This window comes from uncultured Pseudokineococcus sp., assembly GCF_947499845.1.
Lineage (GTDB): Bacteria > Actinomycetota > Actinomycetes > Actinomycetales > Quadrisphaeraceae > Pseudokineococcus.
The window spans coordinates 1-17,864 of sequence record NZ_CANMPM010000011.1 but is presented as its reverse complement, the minus strand read 5'-3'; the positions used below and the strand labels follow the sequence as shown (position 1 = coordinate 17,864).

The following is a 17,864-nucleotide window of genomic DNA, read 5'->3' as shown; positions in this document are numbered from 1 at the left end:
CCGCGTCGGTGGCATCGAGGTAGCATTGCGGTGTGAAACTCAGTGTGAGTCTGACAGAGGACGACGTCGCCACGCTCGACGAGTACGTCCGCGCGGCAGGACTGCCCTCGCGGTCCGCTGCCGTACAGCAGGCGGTGCGCCGTCTGCGACACCAAGGGCTGCAGCAGGCCTATGCCGAGGCGTACGCCGAGTGGGACGTCTCCGGTGAGCGGGCTTGGTGGGAGACGACCACCGGAGACGGCCTCGACGATGCTGCGCGGTGAGATCCGGCTGGTCGACCTCGACCCAGCACTGGGCAGCGAGGCCAACAAGCGCCGCCCCGCCGTGGTCGTCAGCAACGACCACGCCAACGCCGCCGCAGCAGGCTCCGGCCGAGGCGTCATCACCGTGGTCCCGTTGACGAGCAACACCGCGCGCGTGTGGCCCTTCCAGGTCCTGCTGGCCGCCGAGTACACCGGTCTCGAGCGCGACTCCAAGGCGCAGGCCGAGCAGGTGCGCTCGGTCGCCGTCCAGCGGGTCGGCGCCGCGCTGGGTCGACTCGGCGGAGAGCTCCTGGCCGAGGTGGACGAGGCGCTGCGCCTGCACTTGGCCCTGTGACGTCGGATCGGCAGCGCTTCGCCAGAAGGGGATGGTCTGCGGGAATCGCCTACAGCTCCATGACGAGGTGCAGCGCGGCGTCGACCCGCTGCACCTCTTCGAGGGCCCGAGCGCCGCCCACCTCCCCGAGCCGACGGCAGGCGACGGCGGCGGTCTGCTCGGCGAGGTCCCGGGTGGCACGGCTCTCGACCTCCACCTCGGGGCGGGACGACGCGGGTCGCGCCGACGTGTAGGTCGGCGCGACGAGCCACGTCCTCGACGGGAGGTCGTCGGGCTGGACGACGACGGCGGAGCGAGCACCGGACTGCTCGTGACCACGAGCCCTGCGGGGCGACGCGACCCGGTGGACGTCACCACGCACGCAGCGTCTCCGTGTCCCGCAGCACCTGCACCGCTTCGGCACGACCGCGCTCGTCGGCGGACGACGCGCGGGGCCGCCGCACGGGTCCGGCGCGGAGGCCGTACCCGTGCGGCGTCGGGTCCGGCGCTCAGGTGAGGTGGGCGTCGGCCCACACACCCATCGCCTCCCGCAGCCAGGCGGCCAGGCCGGCCTCCACGTCGTCGTGGAAGGCTCGGAAGCGGTCGTCCTCGACGTAGGTGTCGGCGAGTCCCCGGTACGCCGAGCGGTCCGGCGTCCAGTGCGCGGCGACGCCGGCGTGGTGCTCGGCGACGAGCGCCTGCACCTCCTCGTCGCCCGGCGCCGCACCGCGTCGCATCACCGCGCCCAGGCGCTCGGCGAGCTCGCGGTGCTCGCGCCCGGCTCGCTCGAAGTCCTCCCGGCTCCAGCCCGCCGTCCGCTCCCGCGCCTGGGCGAACGCCGCCCGCACGCCCTCCCCGTGCTGGACCACGAGATCCTGCTCGTACTGGTCGCGATCGCGCGCCAGTCCCTCGAAGAACTGCTGCTCGGTCATGTCGGTGTCCCCTTCCAGGTGGTCCGCGGTGCGGCGCGCGGTCGCGGCCAGACGCGCCAGCCGTGCACCTTCGGCCGCGAGCTGGTCGGCGTGGGCCCGGAGAGCCGCGGCCTCGTCGCGCTGTCCGGCCAGGACCTGCCCGACGACCGCGAGGGGCACCCCGAGCGCGCGCAGCAGGAGGATCCGCTGCAGCCGCAGGAGGTGCTCCCGCTCGTAGAGCCGGACCCCGCCCGCCCCGGTGCCGGCGGGCACGAGCAGCCCGACGGCGTCGTAGTGCCGCAACGTGCGCGCCGTCGTCCCCGACATCCGCGCCACCTCGGCCGTCGTCCACGCCACTGGTCCGCTCCCTCGTGCCGCCGCTCACCACGGCGCCGGCGGGACCGTCCCACCGGCTCGACGGACGCTAGGAGCTGACGCCGCGTCAACCGCAAGCACGAGTCCCGGCGGGCGGAGAGGGGCGGGCCGCCACGGCTGACCCCCACCTCGGACCGCCTTGACAACCCCGAACAGCACCTGACACGGTCGAACACGACGAGGGCCGGCGATCTCCGAGCGCCGCCCCGCTCGACCAGGAGGTCCCGTGCTCGCCGAGGAGCGCCGCCAGGCCGTCGCCGACCTCGTGCGCGCCCGCGGCGCCGTCCGCCTCACCGAGCTGGCCGAGGAGCTCGGCGTCTCGGAGATGACGGCGCGCCGCGACGTCGCGGAGCTCGCCGGGCGCGGCGTGCTCGACCGCGTGCACGGCGGCGCCATGGCCCTGCGGGCGCCGAGCACCGAGGAGCCGGGCTTCGCGGCCAAGTCGGGGCTGCACGTCGCGGCGAAGACGGCGGTGGCCCGCGAGGCCGCCGCGCTCGTGCCGCCCGGCTCGTCGGTGGCCGTCTCGGCCGGGACGACGACCCACCTCGCCGCCGGCCTGCTCCGCGAGGTGCCCGGCCTCACCGTGGTGACGAACTCGCTGCCCGTGGCCGACCTGCTCGCCGGTGCGCCCGGCGGGGCGGAGGTGCTCCTCGTCGGAGGCCGGCCGACGCCGTCGCGCGCCCTCGTCGGCCCGGTCGCCGTCCGCGCGCTCGAGGCGGTCAACGTCGACGTCCTGCTGCTCGGCGCCCACGGCGTCGACCCCGCCCGCGGGCTGACGACGCCGACGCTCGAGGAGGCCGAGACCGACCGGGCGCTGGCCCGCGCCGCACGCCGCGTCGTCGTCCTCGCCGACTCCTCGAAGTGGCGCGTCGTCGGCCTGGCCGCCGCGCTGCCGCTCGAGGACGTCGACGTCCTCGTCACCGACGACGGCCTCCCGCCCGCCGCCCGCGAGGAGGCCGCCACCCGCGCGGGCCGGCTCGTCCTCGCCCCCACCGGACCCCGCCCCCGCCAGGAGGACCCCTCGTGACCCCGCCCGACCCACCCACCGCCCCGTCCCCCGCGCGCCCGGCCTCCGCCGTGCGCGGCACCGGCACCGAGCAGCGCCTCGCCGACGGCCGCACCCTGCGCTACTACGACGACGACGGCGGCTCCGGCGCCGAGCGGCCTCGCCCCGACGAGCGGCCGATGACGGAGGCCGACCGCGGCCGCGCCGGCGAGGTGCGCCAGGACCCGCTGACCGGCGACTGGGTCGCCGTGGCCGCGCACCGCATGACGCGCACCTTCCTGCCCCCCGCCGGGCAGTGCCCCCTGTGCCCCAGCGGCAGCGAGGGCTCCTCGGGGCAGCCGTCGGAGGTGCCCGCGCGGGCCTACGACGTCGCCGTCCTCGACAACCGGTTCCCCTCCTTCGCCGAGGTCGCCACGGGCCCCGACGACGGCACGCTCCTCGACGGCGAGGAGCTCTGGCCGGTGGGCCGCGCCGTCGGGCGCACCGAGGTCGTCTGCTTCTCCGACGACCACGACGCGTCCTTCGGCGACCTCGGCGTCGACCGCCTCCGGACGGTCGTGCGGGCGCTGGCGCACCGCACGGAGGAGCTGTCCGCGCTGCCCGACGTGGCGCAGGTCTTCTGCTTCGAGAACCGCGGCGAGGAGATCGGCGTCACGCTGCGCCACCCGCACGGGCAGGTCTACGCCTACCCCTTCGTGCCGCCGCGCACGCAGGCGCTGCTGCGCCGGGCCCGCGCCCACCGCGAGCGCACGGGCGGCAACCTCCTCGCCGACGTCCTCGCCGCGGAGAGGCGGGCGGGCACGCGCGTGGTCCTCGAGGCCGAGCACTGGACCGCCTACGTGCCCGCGGCGGCGCGCTGGCCCGTCGAGGTGCACCTGGCGCCGCACCGCGACGTGCCCGACCTCGCCGCGCTCGAGGACGACGAGCGCGAGGAGCTCGCCCACGTCCAGCTCGACCTCGTGCAGCGGCTCGACCGCTTCTTCGACGAGGTCGAGCACCTGCCGTACATCTCGGGGTGGCACCAGGCCCCGACCGGCGAGGGCCGCGACCTCGGGCGCCTGCACCTGCAGGCGTTCTCGCTGCTGCGCTCGCCCGGCAAGCTCAAGTACCTGGCCGGCTCGGAGTCGGGCGTGGCCGCGTGGATCAACGACAGGACGCCCGAGGCGATCGCCGAGCGGCTGCGGGAGGTGGCCCGATGAGCGGCCCGACGGACGGCACGACGGACCGCACGACGGCGAGCGGGGAGGCGGTGCGCGAGGAGGCCGCCCGCGGGACCGGCGTCGACCGGGTGCCCGACCTCGATCCCGCGCGCCTGCTGGCGCAGGTGCGGGAGGTCTTCACCTCCGCGCACGGCGGCGAGCCCGCCGGCGTCTGGGCCGCCCCGGGGCGCGTGAACCTCGTCGGCGAGCACGTGGACTACGCCGGGGGGACGTCGCTGCCCCTCGCCCTGCCGCACCGCACGCTCGTCGCCGTCCGCCCCCGCGAGGACGGGTGGGTGCGGCTCGTGTCGGCCTGGGCGCCGGACGAGCCGTGGGAGGGCGCGCTGGCGGACGTCCGCCCCGGCGAGGGGGACCGCGCCGGCTCGGTGGACGGCTGGCCCGCCTACCCGGCCGGCGTGCTGTGGGCGCTCGGCCAGGACGTGAGCGGCAGCGAGGCGGGCCGCGGCAGGACGGGGTGGGACGTCCCGGGCGTGGACCTCGCCGTCGCCTCGGACGTGCCCGTGGGCGCCGGCCTCTCGAGCTCGGCGGCGCTCACCTGCTCGACCGCCCTCGCCGTCGCCGACCTCCTGGGCCACGAGGACGACGAGGCCCTGCGGGCCGACCTCGTGGCGGCCTGCGTGCGCGCGGAGAACGAGGTGGCCGGCTCACCGACGGGCGGCATGGACCAGCAGGCCTCGCTGCGCGCCCGCGCCGGCCACCTCCTGCTGCTCGACTCCGCCGACGGGTCGGTCGAGCAGGTGCCCCTCGCCCTGGAGGAGCACGGGCTCGTGCTCCTCGTCGTCGACACCCGCGCGCCCCACCGCCTCGTCGACGGCCAGTACGCGCAGCGCCGGGCCGCGTGCACCCGGGCGGCCGAGCTGCTCGGGGTGCGGCACCTCGCCCGGGCGGCGGGCGACGACGGCGTCGGGCCGGTGCTCGAGCGGCTGTTGGCGGCCGGCGCCGACGACGAGGTCTTCCGACGGGCGCGGCACGTGCTCACCGAGGAGGAGCGCACCCGCGAGGTGGTGCGGCTCCTGCGCGCCGACCGGCCGCAGGACATCGGCCCCCTCCTCGACGGCTCCCACGCGTCCCTGCGCGACGACCACGAGGTGTCCTCCCCCGAGCTCGACGTCGTCACCGACGCCGCGCGGGAGGCGGGGGCCCTCGGCGCGCGCATGACGGGGGGCGGCTTCGGCGGCTCGGCGGTGGCGCTCGTGCGGGCCGACGGCGTCGACGCCGTGGCCGACGCCGTCGGCCGCGCGAGCGCGGACGCCGGGCACCCGCGGCCGCAGCTCGTCGCCGTCGTCGCCGCGGGGGGCGCCGAGCGCGTCGCGTGAGGCGCCGGCTGCCGCGGCGGCGGCTACCGGGCGGTCGCGGTGGCCGTGCGCGCCGACGCCGGGCCGGTGCCCGCCGCGTTCACCGCCCGGACCACGGCGGTGTACCCGGCGCCGCGGCGCAGGCCGCTCGCCGTGAGCGACGTCGCGCCCTTCGGCGCGGTGAGCGTCACGTCGCGGGTGGTGCCGTCCTCGCGCACCACCACGCGGTACCCGGTGATCGCCGCGCCGCCGTGCGAGCTCGGGGCCGCCCAGCGGAACGTCACGGTCGCGGCCCGGTCGCGGGTCGACCCGCTCGACGCGGACGGCGAGCGGGGCGCCGAGGGCAGCGTCCGCGGTCGGGCGACGACGTAGGCGGTGGGGGACCCGCCCTGGGCGTTCACCGCGGACACGCGGACCTCGTAGCCCAGCCCGTTGACGAGGCCGGTGACCTGCAGCGAGCGGGCCGTCGTCCTCAGCCGCTGCTCGGGCTGCCCCCTGCCGCGGACGACGACGTCGTACCGGGTGATCTGCGAGCCGCCGTGGGAGGAGGGGGGCGACCAGCTGACGACGGCCGAGCGGTCCCCGTCGCGGACGGCGGGGCCGCGCGGGGCGGACGGCCTCGTGGCCGGCCGGGCGACCACGGTCGACGTCCAGGGCCCGACGCCCGCATCGTTCCGGGCGCGCACCCGGACCTCGTAGCCGAGGCCGTTGACGAGCCCGGTGGCCGCCCAGGTCGTCGTCCCCGCGTCGAGCACGGGGTGCTGGACCGGCTGCCCCTTCCCGCGCACCTCCACCTCGTAGCAGGTGGGCCGGCCCCCTCCACCCGTGGTCGCGGGCGCTGACCACGAGACGACCGCGCGACGGTCGCTCGAGGTGACGACGGGTCGCTGGGGCACCGCGGGCAGCACCGCGGTGCTGGCGCGCAGGAGCGCGATCGCCTCGTCCGGGTCGACGAGCCCGTACCCGGTGCCGGGGTCGCGCCCCGGGGTCGCGAGGTCGTCGGCCGTGGAGGTGAGGGCGGCGGAGACCTCGGTCGGCGTCGCCGAGGGGACGGCCGCCGCCAGGGCGGCGGCCGCCGCGGACACGTGGGGGGCCGCCATGGAGGTGCCGTCGGCGCTCGCGTACCGGTTCCCGGGGATCGTCGACACGACGTCCGAGCCGGGCGCCGCGAGGTCGGCGTGCCCGCCCTGCGACGAGTACGGCGCCCGCGCCCGGGTGCGGTCGAGGGCGGTCACGGCGAGGACGTCCGGGAGCGCGGCGGGGTAGGAGGTCGGGGACCCCTCCTGCCCCTCGTTGCCCATGGCGGCCACGACGACGACCCCGCTCCTGACGGCGTGGGCGACGGCCGCCGCCAGCACCGGGTCCCGTCCGGGACCGCCGAGGGAGAGGTTGACGACGTCGGCGCCCTGCTCCGCGGCGTAGAGGACGCCCTCGGCGATGTCGGAGGTGTAGCCCTCGCCCGCGCCGTCGAGGACGCGGACCGGGAGCACCCGGGCGCGGGCGAGGACGCCCTGGCCGCCCAGCCCGTTGCCGACGAGGGCGGCGACCGTGCCGGCCACGTGCGTGCCGTGGCCGTTCTCGTCGCGCCAGCCGTCTCCGCCGGGCCGGACGAGGTCCAGGCCGGGCAGCACCGCACCCGTGAGGTCCTGGTGCCGGCCGTCGACGCCGGTGTCGACCACCGCGACCACGGGTGCGTCCGGGGCGGCGAGCGCGCGCAGGCGCTCCGCGCCGAGGGCGTCGAGGCCCCACTGCCGGCTGCGCAGGGGGTCGGGCGCGGCGGAGGCGCTGACCTGCGCGGAGGTCGTGACCTCGCCGATGGCGCGCACGCGGGAGTCGACCGAGGCGGCCTCCACGGAGGGCAGCGCCTCGAGCAGCTCGACGACGTCCGCCGCCTCCGCGGGCTCCACGGGGACGCGCTCGACCGTCAGACCGCCGTCGTCGGTCGGGACGGCGAGCGCGACGACGGCGCCGTCACCGTCCTCGACGAGAGCGTCGGCCACCTCGGCCGCCGCCCGGGCGGGCAGGTCCTCCGCGACCTCCTCCGGCAGCACGCCCTCGAGCTGCTCGACGACCGCGGTCGGCGCGGGGACGACCGCGGGCGTCGCCGTGGCCGGTGCGGCCGCCGGCAGCGCGAGGGCGGCAGCGGTGAGCAGGGTCGTGCCGGCGCGGCGTGTTCGGGTCACGCCACGGATCATCGGTCGCCCGGGTCGGGGAGTGGAGGCCTTCCGCACGAACGGCGCTGCCGCGTCAGGGCGCGCTGAGCGCCGCCGGCGGGGACGACGGGTCGGCCAGGTGGACGCGTCCGTCGAGCAAGACGGCCTCCTCCACCGGGACGCCCGCGAGCGCACGCACCCGTACCGGCGACGGCGTGGTCGGCACGCCCTCGTAGAGGGCGGCGTCCCCGCAGGGCAGGACGACGGCCGCCAGCTCCGGCCCCGTCGGCGGCGGCGGCTCGACGCCCGACGGGGGCTCCCACCAGACGTACGTCCTCCCCGCCACCTCGACCGCCGCCAGGCACGAGCCCGCCGCGGGCCCCGCGCCGGGGGCGGACGGCGGCGCGCCGCTGCCCGTCGGCGGCGGCGCTGCCGACGTCGACGGGGCGGGTGACGTCGACGGGGCGGGCGACGTCGACGGGGCGGGTGGTGACGCCGGTCCGCCGGCCACGGGCGCTCCCCCGTCCCCGCAGGCCCCGCACGCGGCCGCGACGGCGAGCACGAGCACGGCCCGTCGTGCCGAGCTCCCACCTGCCGGCCCCCTCGGCGGCGTCGCCGTCCCGCTCCCGGTCCTCATGGCGGTGGGACGCACCGCCGTCCCGGCGCGGTTCCCGGCGGGGGCGTCCCGGTCGTCCAGGAGACCACCAGCCGGCGCCCACGTCCCTCACGGCCCGCGGGTGTGCCCTGGGGGCACCAGGTCGCCCGCGGACGACGACCCCGGCCCCGGGAGACGACGTGACCACCGCCACCGCAGCCCCGCGCACCCGATCGACCACCGCCCGGTCGACCACCCCCCGGTCGACCACCGACCGGTCGACCACGCCCCGCGCACGGCGTCCCCGGCGCCCGTCCGTGGAGGTGCGGCTCTCGGGGGACCTCGACCTGTCCGCCGCCCCGGGCCTCGCCGACCACGTCCTGGCCCTCGTCGACGGCGGCGCCGACGTCGTCCTCGACGTCTCCGCCGTCGCGTTCGTCGACTGCTGCGGGCTGACCGCGCTCGAGCGCTGCCTCGTCCTCGGCGGCGACCGGGTGCGCCTCTCGCGCACCGGTGACGCCGTCGACGGGCTGGCCCGCCTGGTCGCCGGACCGGCGAGCCCGCTCCTGCGGTCGGCCACGGGCCCCCACGCCGCCTGACCGCGCCCCGACCCGCACGACCGCGCGCCGACCGACCGCGCCGCCCCGCGGGAGGGCTCGACCGCTCAGCTCCGCCCGAGCTCCGCCTCGGCCGCGCCCTCGGGCAGGACGAGGAGCTTGCCGGTGGTCCGGCGTCCCTCGAGGTCCTCGTGGGCCCGGGCGACGTCCTCGAGGGCGTAGCGCCCGCCGACCCGCACCGAGAGCCGCCCCTGCTCCGCCCACCCGAGCACGGCGCCGGCCCGCTCGAGCAGCTCCGCGCGGGTGCGCGTGTACGCCGCGAGCGAGGGCCGGGTCACGTACAGCGAGCCCTTCGCGTTGAGCTGCTGCAGGTCCAGCGGCTCGACCTGCCCGCTCGCGCCGCCGAAGAGCACCATGGTGCCGCGGGGGCGGAGCGCGTCGAGGCCCTGCGCGAAGGTGGCCCGGCCCACGCCGTCGTAGACGGCCGCGACGCCCTCCCCGTCGGTGAGCTCGCGGGCCCGCGCGGCGAAGTCCTCGTAGCCGTGCACCTCCTCGGCGCCGGCGCGCCGGGCGAGCTCGGCCTTCTCCGGCGTCGACGTCGTCGCGAGGACGCGCCCGCCGCGCAGCACGACCATCTGGGTGAGGAGCAGGCCCACGCCGCCCGCGGCGGCGTGGACGACGACGACGTCGCCCGGCGCCACGGCGTACGTCGACGCGCAGAGGTACTGCGCCGTCAGTCCCTGGAGCATGAGCGCGGCCGCCGTCTCGGCGTCCACGCCGTCGGGCACGGGCACGGCCTCCGCGGCGTCGACGACGACGCGCTCCGCGCAGCTGCCCGGCGCCTGCTTCCACGCCACGAGCGCGCCCTCGGCGAGGTCCGCGCCCTCGCCCGCCGCGACGACCCGGCCGGCGCCCTCGAGCCCGAGGCCGAAGGGGGTCGTGACGGGGTAGGTGCCGCTGCGCTGGTAGGTGTCGATGAAGTTGACGCCGGCGGCGTCGACCTCGACGAGCACCTGGCCCGGCCCGGGCCGCGGCTCCTCGACGTCGACGACCTCCACGACCTCGGGGCCGCCCGTGCGCCGGACCTGCGCTGCTCTCATGGCCCGAGCGTGCCGCCCGCGCCGCGGCCCCGCCCGGCGGACCTCAGGCGCGGTCACCGCCGTCGGCGTCGACGCCGGGGTCGGCGTGCGCCTCCAGCGCCTGCCCCACCACCTGCGCCGCGACGTCGCGCAGCTTGGTGTTCGTCCGCTGGCTGCGCCGGGACAGCTCGGCGAAGGCCGCCTCCGGCTCGAGCCCGAGGGCGGCGACGAGGACGCCCTTGGCCTGCTCGATGACGGCGCGCGAGCGCATCGCCTCCTGCATCTGACCCGCGTGCTCCGCCGTCGAGGTGAGCAGCGCCGCGTGCGCGAGGGCGGCGCCCGCGTACCCGGCGAAGACCCCGGCGACCTCCACGGAGTCGTCGTCGAGCACGGCGCCACCGGTGCTGAAGAGGTTGAGCGCCCCGACGACCCGGTCCGCCCACGGGACGCCCACCGAGACGACCGACGTCACGCCGTGGCGGTGCGCGAGCGCGCTGAAGCCCGGGTACGTGGCGTCGGCGTCCGTGTCGCGGATCCGGACGACCCCGCCGGAGCGCGCGGCGTCCATGCAGGGCCCGAAGCCGTCCTCGTACTGCCGCTCGTCGAGCGTGGCCGCGACGACGCCGGCGAAGGCGGCGCTGCGGGCGCCGCCGGCCTCGTCGACGAGCGTCACCGAGAGGGCGTCCACGTCGACGAGCACCTGCGAGGCGAGGTCGCAGACCTGCTGCAGGACGTGCCCCAGCGGCTGGTCGAGCGGGATCTGACCCAGGGCGGCGAGCGCGGGGTGCGCCGCTGCGCCGGGTGCGGGAGCGCCCGCGGAGGCCGCGGACGGCGGGGACGAGTGGTCCGGGGTGCGGTGGTGCGGCTCGCGGGGGTCGTGCGACGACATGCGCGGTGGTCCTGCGGCCTCGTGCGCCTGGCGGCGCTCACCCTCGCTCGCCAGAGCACGGCCAGACCCCGACGGCGGCCACGCGCGAGCTGGCGTCTCAACTCGGCGGGGCGGCGAGCGCCCCGCCTCCGCGGGCGGAGGAAAGGTACCGGTTGTCCCGCCGACCGCGGTGCACCGGCGCCCGGCTCCGGACGAGAGCCCCAGCAGACCGGCCGCTCGACCGCACCGGGCACCACGCGCCCCGCCTGCCCTAGTCTGCCCCTGCGCCCCCTCGCCCCGCTGGAGCACGACGGCGGTCCCAGGACGGGACGCTGGGTGCCTGCGCGAGCGGGCAGCAGGGAGCCGACGACGCCGGTGTCGTCGAGGGCTCCCTCGTCGCCTCCGGGCTGGTGGGTCGCGCGGGGGCGGCGGTGCGGGTGGTGGGCCCGCCCGGGCGTCGCGAGCGCCGCGGGCGGGCCCGCCGGCTCAGTCGAGCGCGTCCTTGATCTTGCCGACGACGCCCTCGGCGGCCCCCTTCGCCCGGCCGCCGGGCGTGCCCGGCGTCCCGGGGCCCTGCGAGCCGTCGTACGTCGCGAAGAGGTTCGGGTCCGGCGCCGGCAGCGTCCCGTCGTCGTCGGTGAGCGGCGGGGCGTCCGCGACGTACTCGATGTCGCCGTCGCCGAGCAGCGTCGGCCCCTGCGCCCACCGGCCCTCGCCCGCCGCGCTGCCCGCGTTGGGCGAGTAGAACGCCTTGTTCCAGCGCTGGTCCTCGTCCTCGGCGTTCGAGTGCTCGACGACCTCGGAGTACCCCTCCTCGATCAGCTGCTCGATGCCGAGGAGCCACTGCTGCTGGTGCCAGGTGTCACGCGCCAAGTTGAACTTCAGCATGGCCTTGACGCCCGGGTCGTCCGTCATGCCGTAGAGGCGCGACGTCTGGAGCCGGCCCTGCGCCTCGGCCGCCGCGTTGGCGCGGAAGTCGGCGAGCAGGTTGCCGCTGGCGACGATGTAGCCGGCGTTCCACGGCACGCCCATGCTGTTCGTCGGCATGGCACCGCCACCCGCGACGATGGCCTGCTGGGGGTTCTGGCCGCCCAGGGTGGCGGCGAGGACGGGGTTGGCGGCGGCGGCGGCCGCCGTCGTCTCGGCCGGAGCGCCCTCGAGGAGCCGCGCGAGCATCGTCGTGAGCATCTCGACGTGCGCGATCTCCTCCGTCCCGATGTCCATGATCATGTCCTTGTACTTGCCCGGGACGCGGCAGCTCCACCCCTGCCAGAGGTACTGCATCATCACGGTCATCTCGCCGTACTGGCCGCCCAGGATCTCCTGGAACTTCATGGCGTAGAGGGCGTCCGGCTTCTCCGGCTTCGCCTCGAACTGCAGCTCCTTGACGTGGCGGAACATGGGGCCTCCTGCGGTGCGCGAGGTGCCGGGGAGCCGCGCTGCTCCAGCCCCCGCCACGAGCGTGCTCCTCCGGCACCGGACCCGCCCGTCGGACCTCCTCGGCGGACGACCGTCCGCCCCCCGCGAGGGCTCCGGCCTCAGGGCTCCGCGGCGTCCGCTCCGCTGCGGAGGAGCTCGCGCGCCAGGTCGTCCACCGACCGGCCGCACTCGGAGGCGCGGCGCTCGAGCAGCAGGAGCGCCTCGTCCTCGCTGAGGCCCTCGCGGACCATGAGGTGGCCCACCGCCAGCGGCAGCACGTGGGCCGAGGGGTCGAGCACCTCGTCCAGCCGCCCCCCGAGGCGGCCGGCCTCGTCGGCGGCCAGGTCGTCGAGCGCCCGCGCCTGCAGCATGTGGGAGAGCAGGTCCGCCAGGCGGCCCACCACCGCCGTCTCGGCCGGGGAGAAGGGGCGTACCTGCGAGCGGCTGAGGGCGAGCACCCCAGCACCTGCGGGCGGTCGTCTCCGCCGCGGCCGAGGAGGGGGTGCAGCTGCAGCGTCCGCACCTGCGCCGGCGGACCGCAGACGGCGAGCGCCGGCCACCGCGCGACGGCCTCGTGCATGTCGCCCAGGCAGGTCGCGCGGCGTCCGGGCGACGTCGGTGCCCGGGCCCTCGCCGGCCAGCCGCTCCTGCTCGGCGAGCCGCACGAGCACGGCGTCCGAGCCGCGCACGGGGTAGTGGTCGCCGCCCGTGAGGGAGCACGAGGGCGACCCGGTCGGCCGAGACCTCCTCGGCCACCCGCCGCGCGACCGCCACCTCGGCGACGTGCGGCGCCGGACGTCCGGAGGGGCCATGGGAGCGCTCTCTCACGTCTGCGTCCACGACGGGTCCCCCCTCCGCGCCGCCCTCGGTCGCCGCCCGTCGTCTGGACCGCGACTTCCCCAGCGTAGGAGCACCCGCGCGATCCGAGGAGCGCGACGCCCACCGGCACGGCGCCGGGCGCCGGGGGCGACCTCGGGTGATGATGCACCCCGCAGGGGCTGGTGTACGACGTAGTGGAGGACGAGCACGGTGGATCACCCGACCGAGGACGGCGCCTCCCCCGCCGCGCCCACCGCGAGCGCCGCGACCCGCGGCCCCCGCGGCGCCCGCGGGGAGATCCGGCGCCGCATCACCGAGGCGGCCGTGCGGTCCTTCGCCGACCACGGGTACGACGGCGCCTCGACGCGCGCCATCGCCCGCGACGCCGACTGCGACCCGGCGCTCGTCCGCTACTACTTCTCGACGAAGCAGGACCTCTTCGAGCAGGTCGTGCGGCGGCCGAGCGCCCTCGACGACCAGCTCGAGGCGATGGCGGCCCTGCCGCGCGCCGAGCGCGCCGCCTACCTCGCCGGGCTCGTCGAGCGCTGCTGGGACGACCCGGAGACGCGCGACTACTGGCGCTCCCTGCTGCGGACCGCCGCGACGGACGACGGCGTCGCCCAGCGGGTCGAGGACACCTGGTCGGAGTTCGTGGCGCTGGGCGTCGCCCGCGAGATGGCCGCCGCCCGCGCACGCGCCGACGGCGCCGTCCTCGGGGCCCGGGGGCCGGGCGGGGGCGGTCCGGTGCCGCCGTCCGCCGGTGCGCCCGCGAAGGGGGTCGTGGACGAGTCCGTGCCGCCGGAGGGGGTCATCGCCGTGGCGAGCATCACCGGCCTGCTGAGCGCGGTGCACCTCAGCGGCTCCCGCCGCGCCGGCTCGCTGTCCTCGACGGCGCGCTCCCAGGCGCTCACCGCCGTCCTCGAGAGCTGCTTCCGCAGCCAGGAGGACGTCGTCGACGCGTGAGCGGGCGCTGCGCCCGTGCCGTGAGCGGGGGCGCCGCGCGCCCGCGGGTCGTCAGAGGCCCGCGGACGGCCCGAGGAGGGAGCGCTCGAGGACGTCGAAGGCCAGGTCCTCGCGCCGGGGTCGCCCGAAGCGCTCGTCGCCGTAGGGGAAGGGCCGCTGCTCGCCCGTGCGCCGCCACCCCCGCCGCTCGTACCAGGCCACGAGCTCGGTGCGCTGGGTGATGACGGTCATCTCGAGCACCTGCGCGCCGAGCCCGCGGGCGTGCTCGACGGCCGCGTCGAGGACCGCGCGGCCCGTCCCGCCGCCCTGGCGGGCGGGGTCCACGGCGACCATGCCCACGTGGGCCCGCCGGGGCCCGCCCCCGGAGGGCAGGACGCGCACGTGGCAGCAGGCGAGGAGGGCGCCGTCCTCGAGCAGCAGCACCGCGGAGCCCGGCGCGTCCACGAGCTCGGCGACCGACGCCTCGTCGGTGCGCCGCCCGTCGAGGAGGTCGGCCTCCGTCGTCCACCCGCCCCGGCTGGCCTCGCCGCGGTAGGCGCGCTCGACGAGCGCCACGACCGCGGGCACGTCGTCGAGGGCGGCCGTCCGCAGCCGCGCCGGTGCGCTCGTCACGCCCCCCTCACACCCGGGCGCCGTCGGCGACCTCGGCGACGGCGGCCAGCAGGCGGTCGACGTCGTCGTCGCTCGTGTACGGCGCGACGCCGGCGCGCACCATCCCGCCGGACGCGCGGAGCCCGAGCACCTCGACGAGCTCGCGCGCGTAGTAGTCGCCGTCGCTCACGGCGACGCCGCGTGACCCCAGCCAGCGCGAGGTCTCGCGGGGGCTCGCGCCGGCGACGCGGAAGGAGACCGTGGGCGTGCGGCGGGCCGGCGCCCCGACCACCGTGACGGCGTCCGTGCCCGTCAGGCCGTCGAGCAGGCGGGCGAAGACCCGCTCCTCGCTCGCCTCGAGGGCGGCCGCGGAGCGGACCACGCGGGTGCGGCGGTCGTCGTCGGGGGCGCCGGGCACCAGGCCGGCGAGCAGGTCGACCGCCGCGGTGGCGCCGGGCATGAGCTCGAACGGCGGTGTGCCGTGCTCGAAGCGCAGCGGCACCGCGTCCGAGGCGGGCACGAGCTTGTCCGGCTGCAGCCCCTCGAGGAGGACGGGGTCCGCGACGACGGCCGCCATGTGCGGGCCCATGAGCTTGTACAGGGACAGCGCGTAGAGGTCGGCGCCCAGCTCGGCGACGTCGACGGGCGCGTGGGGCGTGAGGTGCACGCCGTCGACGTAGGAGGTGGCACCCACGGCGTCCGCCGCGGCGGTGATGGCGGCCACGTCCGGCCGGGTGCCGAGGGCGTTGCTCGCGCCGGTGACGGCCACGAGCCGGGTGCGGTCCGTGACCGCCGCGAGCGGCTCGACCAGCTCGCCCGTCGCGGGGTCGACGTCCACCCACCGCACCGACGCGCCGGCCCGCGCCGCCGCCTGGACCCAGGGGCGCACGTTCGCGTCGTGGTCGAGCCGCGTGAGGACGACCTCGTCGCCCTCGGCCCAGCCCTTGGCGAGCGCGCCCGCCATGACGTACGTGAGGTGCGTCATCGACGGGCCGAGGACGACGCCCTCGGGGACGCCGCCGACGAGGTCGGCCACCGCGTGGCGGGCCGCCGCCACGGCCTCCTCGGCCCGGCGGCTGGCGTGGTGCGGCCCGTGCCGGTTGGAGACGGCCGAGCCGAGCATCGCGCCGACGGCGTCCGCCACCGGCGCCGGCACCTGCGTGCCGCCCGGGCCGTCGAAGAAGGCGATGCCCTCGCCCAGGGCGGGCACCTGCGCGCGCAGGCCGTCGAGGTCGAGGGGCGGTGCGGTGCTCGTGTCGCTCACGCCCGCCACCCTGGCACCGGGGACGGGACGGGGCAGCCCGCGACGCGCCCCGGCCCGCTCCGGGCCACCCCGACGAGCCGTCCCCGACGCGGCGGGAACGCCCGCGCGGCGGCCGTCGCGCCGACGTCAGTCGAGCACGAGCCGCGGCTGGTACAGGTCCAGCCAGACGCCGAGCCCGAGGACCCGCTCGACGCCGGCGCGCACGCCGAGGGGGGTCTCGGCCGGGTCCCGCCGCACGACGTCGCGCAGCCACCCGTCGTCGACGAGCTCCAGGACGGGGTGGCCCTCGGCGAGCAGGTCGGCGCCCTGCTGCAGCAGCGCCCGGGTGTAGTCGTGGTCGGGGTTGGCCGGGTAGGGCAGCTTGCGCCGCTCCCGGACCGACGCGGGGAGCAGGTCGCCCGCCGCGCCGCGCAGCAGGCTCTTCTCGTGGCCGTCGTAGCTCTTCATCGCCCACGGCACGTTGTAGACGTACTCGACGAGCCGGTGGTCGCAGAACGGGACGCGCACCTCCAGGCCCACGGCCATGCTCAGGCGGTCCTTGCGCTCCAGCAGCGAGCGCTCGATGCGGGTGACCGCGAGGTAGGACATCACCCGGTAGCGCCGCTCCTCCTCGCTCTCCCCGTCGAGGTGCCCCACCTCCGCGACGGCGGAGGCGTACTGCGCGTCGACGAAGGCGGGCAGGTCCAGCGCCGCCCGCAGGTCGCCGCTGAGCCGCGAGGAGAGCTGGGCCTGCGACCGCCGGACGAGCACCTCCATCCACGGAAAGCTGTCGTGCGCCCGCCGCTCGGGGTGGGTGAACCACTCGTACCCGCCGAAGAGCTCGTCGGCGCCCTCCCCGGACAGCGCGACCGTGGAGTGCTCGCGGATGGCCTTGAAGAGCAGGTACATCGAGGAGTCGATGTCGCCCCACGTGACGGGGCTGTCGCGGGAGGCGATGACCGCGCGGCGGACCGACGGGTCGGCCATGGCCAGGTGGTCGAGGACGATGCGCTCGTGCCGCGTGCCGACGTGCTCGGCCACCTCCGTGGCGAAGGGGCTGTCCGGCGTGGCGCCCTCCCCGTCACCCTCGCCCACGAAGTCGACGGCGAAGCTGCGCACCTGCTCGCCCCGTGCGGCGAGCGCCTTCGCGGCCAGCGCCGTCAGCACGCTGGAGTCGAGCCCGCCCGAGAGCAGGGTGCAGCGGGGGACGTCCGAGACGGTCTGGTGCGCGACGACGTCCTCGAGCAGCCCGCGGACGGTCTCGAGCGTGGTCGGCAGGTCGTCGGTGTGGGGCCGGGTCGCGAGCGTCCAGTAGCGGTGCTCGCGCAGGCCGTCGCGGTCGACGACGACGAGGCCCCCGGGGAGCACCTCGCGCATGCCCCGCCACAGCGACGCGCCCGGCGGCACGGCGAGGCTGAGCATCGACCGCATCCCGTCCAGGTCGACCGTGCGGTCCCCCAGCGGGTTCGCCAGCAGCGCCTTGGACTCCGAGCCGAAGAGGACGCCGTCCGGCGTCTCGGCGTAGTAGAGCGGCTTGATGCCGAGCCGGTCGCGGACGAGGACGAGGCGCTCGACCCGTCCGTCCCAGATCGCCGAGGCGAACATGCCGTCGAGGTGCTCGGCGACGGCCTCGCCCCACTCCAGGTACCCGTGGAGGACCACCTCGGTGTCGCTGCGCGTGCGGAAGCGGTGCCCGCGGCGGACGAGCTCGGCCCGCAGGTCCTCGAAGCCGTAGATCTCCCCGCTGTGCAGGAGCACGACCTCGCCGTCGTCGGTGCGGACCGACATCGGCTGGGCGCCGCCCTCGACGTCGATGACGGCCAGCCGGCGGTGCCCGAGGGCCGCGTGGCGCTCGACGTGCAGGCCCTCGGCGTCCGGTCCCCGGCACGCCATGGTCGCCGTCATGGCCTCCGCGTCGGCGCGGTGCCCCGGCTCCCCCAGGTCCCGCTCGAAGGACACCCAGCCGGTGATGCCGCACATGGTCCGCTCTCCTCCCGGCCGGCGCGTGCGCGCCGGGCCGCGGGCCAGGCTAGGCACGCCGGACGCGGTGCGGCGCTGCGACATCGAGGATGTGGTCATCCGGAGGGCTCGCGGCGGCTGCCGCCTCGACCTCGCGGCCCCGTTACCTTCCTCGCGCTCCCTCGTCGAGGGGGTTCCTGGTCGCCAGGTCCGGTATGACTGATCGCCCCTGTCG

The 17,864-nt window shown here is 77.4% G+C and carries 18 protein-coding genes; 7 read left to right on the top strand and 11 right to left on the bottom strand.

From position 1 onward, the window contains the following. The first annotated feature begins 32 nt into the window (after nucleotides 1-32). Both Q0789_RS11335 and Q0789_RS11330 read left to right on the top strand, forming a co-directional pair. Nucleotides 33-263, top strand: coding sequence for a ribbon-helix-helix domain-containing protein (locus Q0789_RS11335; protein ID WP_298805221.1), 231 nt, complete (start codon nucleotides 33-35; stop codon nucleotides 261-263). Beyond that, nucleotides 250-597: a type II toxin-antitoxin system PemK/MazF family toxin gene (locus Q0789_RS11330; protein WP_298805219.1), complete on the top strand. Its 348-nt coding sequence runs from the start codon at nucleotides 250-252 to the stop codon at nucleotides 595-597. The genes Q0789_RS11335 and Q0789_RS11330 overlap by 14 nt, the downstream gene beginning before the upstream one ends. Nucleotides 598-646: 49 nt before the next feature. On the opposite strand, the gene Q0789_RS11325 is transcribed toward Q0789_RS11330, so the two are convergent. Then, complete coding sequence (locus Q0789_RS11325) at nucleotides 647-958, bottom strand: type II toxin-antitoxin system PemK/MazF family toxin (protein WP_298805216.1); 312 nt, start codon at nucleotides 956-958, stop codon at nucleotides 647-649. 127 nt (nucleotides 959-1,085) lie between these two features. After that, on the bottom strand, nucleotides 1,086-1,844 hold the full coding sequence (locus Q0789_RS11320) for a TipAS antibiotic-recognition domain-containing protein (RefSeq protein WP_298805214.1): 759 nt from the start codon (nucleotides 1,842-1,844) through the stop codon (nucleotides 1,086-1,088). A gap of 244 nt (nucleotides 1,845-2,088) precedes the next feature. On the opposite strand from Q0789_RS11320, the gene Q0789_RS11315 reads away from it, so the two are divergent. Genes Q0789_RS11315 through galK form a run of 3 tightly spaced genes read left to right on the top strand, consistent with a single transcriptional unit; the run spans nucleotide 2,089 to nucleotide 5,404 of the window. Continuing rightward, a complete protein-coding gene (locus Q0789_RS11315; RefSeq protein WP_298805212.1) occupies nucleotides 2,089-2,889 on the top strand; it encodes a DeoR/GlpR family DNA-binding transcription regulator in 801 nt (266 codons plus the stop codon). Beyond that, nucleotides 2,886-4,067 (top strand): galactose-1-phosphate uridylyltransferase, encoded by a 1,182-nt coding sequence (gene galT, locus Q0789_RS11310; protein WP_298805210.1) that lies wholly within the window; start codon nucleotides 2,886-2,888, stop codon nucleotides 4,065-4,067. Before Q0789_RS11315 ends, galT begins: the two co-directional genes overlap by 4 nt. Beyond that, complete coding sequence (galK, locus tag Q0789_RS11305; protein WP_298805208.1) at nucleotides 4,064-5,404, top strand: galactokinase; 1,341 nt, start codon at nucleotides 4,064-4,066, stop codon at nucleotides 5,402-5,404. The genes galT and galK overlap by 4 nt, the downstream gene beginning before the upstream one ends. A gap of 23 nt (nucleotides 5,405-5,427) precedes the next feature. Here the strand turns inward: galK and Q0789_RS11300 are convergent, their stop codons facing one another. Together Q0789_RS11300 and Q0789_RS11295 are read right to left on the bottom strand one after the other, a co-directional pair. Continuing rightward, nucleotides 5,428-7,566, bottom strand: a complete 2,139-nt coding sequence (locus tag Q0789_RS11300; protein WP_298805206.1) for a S8 family serine peptidase — start codon at nucleotides 7,564-7,566, stop codon at nucleotides 5,428-5,430. Nucleotides 7,567-7,630: 64 nt separating this feature from the next. Beyond that, nucleotides 7,631-8,104, bottom strand: a complete 474-nt coding sequence (locus Q0789_RS11295) for a hypothetical protein (protein WP_298805204.1) — start codon at nucleotides 8,102-8,104, stop codon at nucleotides 7,631-7,633. 344 nt (nucleotides 8,105-8,448) lie between these two features. Here Q0789_RS11295 and Q0789_RS11290 point away from each other — a divergent pair, with 344 nt between their 5' ends. Continuing rightward, complete coding sequence (locus tag Q0789_RS11290; protein ID WP_298805203.1) at nucleotides 8,449-8,730, top strand: STAS domain-containing protein; 282 nt, start codon at nucleotides 8,449-8,451, stop codon at nucleotides 8,728-8,730. Nucleotides 8,731-8,795: 65 nt separating this feature from the next. Here the strand turns inward: Q0789_RS11290 and Q0789_RS11285 are convergent, their stop codons facing one another. The 4 genes from Q0789_RS11285 to Q0789_RS11270 all read right to left on the bottom strand — a co-directional run bounded on the left by Q0789_RS11285 (nucleotide 8,796) and on the right by Q0789_RS11270 (nucleotide 12,512). Continuing rightward, entirely contained in the window at nucleotides 8,796-9,788 is a 993-nt protein-coding gene (locus Q0789_RS11285; protein WP_298805201.1) for a quinone oxidoreductase, read from the bottom strand. Nucleotides 9,789-9,831: 43 nt separating this feature from the next. Then, nucleotides 9,832-10,656: a GAF and ANTAR domain-containing protein gene (locus Q0789_RS11280; protein WP_298805199.1), complete on the bottom strand. Its 825-nt coding sequence runs from the start codon at nucleotides 10,654-10,656 to the stop codon at nucleotides 9,832-9,834. 465 nt (nucleotides 10,657-11,121) lie between these two features. After that, on the bottom strand, nucleotides 11,122-12,036 hold the full coding sequence (locus Q0789_RS11275) for a manganese catalase family protein (protein WP_298805197.1): 915 nt from the start codon (nucleotides 12,034-12,036) through the stop codon (nucleotides 11,122-11,124). Between the two features lie 137 nt (nucleotides 12,037-12,173). Continuing rightward, complete coding sequence (locus Q0789_RS11270) at nucleotides 12,174-12,512, bottom strand: ANTAR domain-containing protein (protein WP_298805195.1); 339 nt, start codon at nucleotides 12,510-12,512, stop codon at nucleotides 12,174-12,176. Between the two features lie 571 nt (nucleotides 12,513-13,083). On the opposite strand from Q0789_RS11270, the gene Q0789_RS11265 reads away from it, so the two are divergent. Then, on the top strand, nucleotides 13,084-13,836 hold the full coding sequence (locus Q0789_RS11265) for a TetR/AcrR family transcriptional regulator (protein ID WP_298805191.1): 753 nt from the start codon (nucleotides 13,084-13,086) through the stop codon (nucleotides 13,834-13,836). A gap of 51 nt (nucleotides 13,837-13,887) precedes the next feature. On the opposite strand, the gene Q0789_RS11260 is transcribed toward Q0789_RS11265, so the two are convergent. The 3 genes from Q0789_RS11260 to asnB form a co-directional block, all read right to left on the bottom strand. Further along, complete coding sequence (locus Q0789_RS11260; RefSeq protein WP_298805189.1) at nucleotides 13,888-14,448, bottom strand: GNAT family N-acetyltransferase; 561 nt, start codon at nucleotides 14,446-14,448, stop codon at nucleotides 13,888-13,890. A gap of 7 nt (nucleotides 14,449-14,455) precedes the next feature. Beyond that, nucleotides 14,456-15,691, bottom strand: a complete 1,236-nt coding sequence (locus tag Q0789_RS11255; RefSeq protein WP_298805187.1) for a cysteine desulfurase-like protein — start codon at nucleotides 15,689-15,691, stop codon at nucleotides 14,456-14,458. 126 nt (nucleotides 15,692-15,817) lie between these two features. Further along, entirely contained in the window at nucleotides 15,818-17,650 is a 1,833-nt protein-coding gene (gene asnB / locus Q0789_RS11250; protein WP_298805185.1) for an asparagine synthase (glutamine-hydrolyzing), read from the bottom strand. Between the last annotated feature and the right edge of the window lie 214 nt (nucleotides 17,651-17,864).

What these genes read in the sequence shown, in the direction of transcription:
- Q0789_RS11330 (WP_298805219.1), top strand. Translation starts at nt 250, where the DNA reads ATGCTGCGCGGTGAGATCCGGCTGGTCGACCTCGACCCAGCACTGGGC.
- galK (WP_298805208.1), top strand. Translation starts at nt 4,064, where the DNA reads ATGAGCGGCCCGACGGACGGCACGACGGACCGCACGACGGCGAGCGGG.
- Q0789_RS11285 (WP_298805201.1), bottom strand. Translation starts at nt 9,788, where the DNA reads ATGAGAGCAGCGCAGGTCCGGCGCACGGGCGGCCCCGAGGTCGTGGAG.
- Q0789_RS11280 (WP_298805199.1), bottom strand. Translation starts at nt 10,656, where the DNA reads ATGTCGTCGCACGACCCCCGCGAGCCGCACCACCGCACCCCGGACCAC.
- Q0789_RS11275 (WP_298805197.1), bottom strand. Translation starts at nt 12,036, where the DNA reads ATGTTCCGCCACGTCAAGGAGCTGCAGTTCGAGGCGAAGCCGGAGAAG.
- asnB (WP_298805185.1), bottom strand. Translation starts at nt 17,650, where the DNA reads ATGTGCGGCATCACCGGCTGGGTGTCCTTCGAGCGGGACCTGGGGGAG.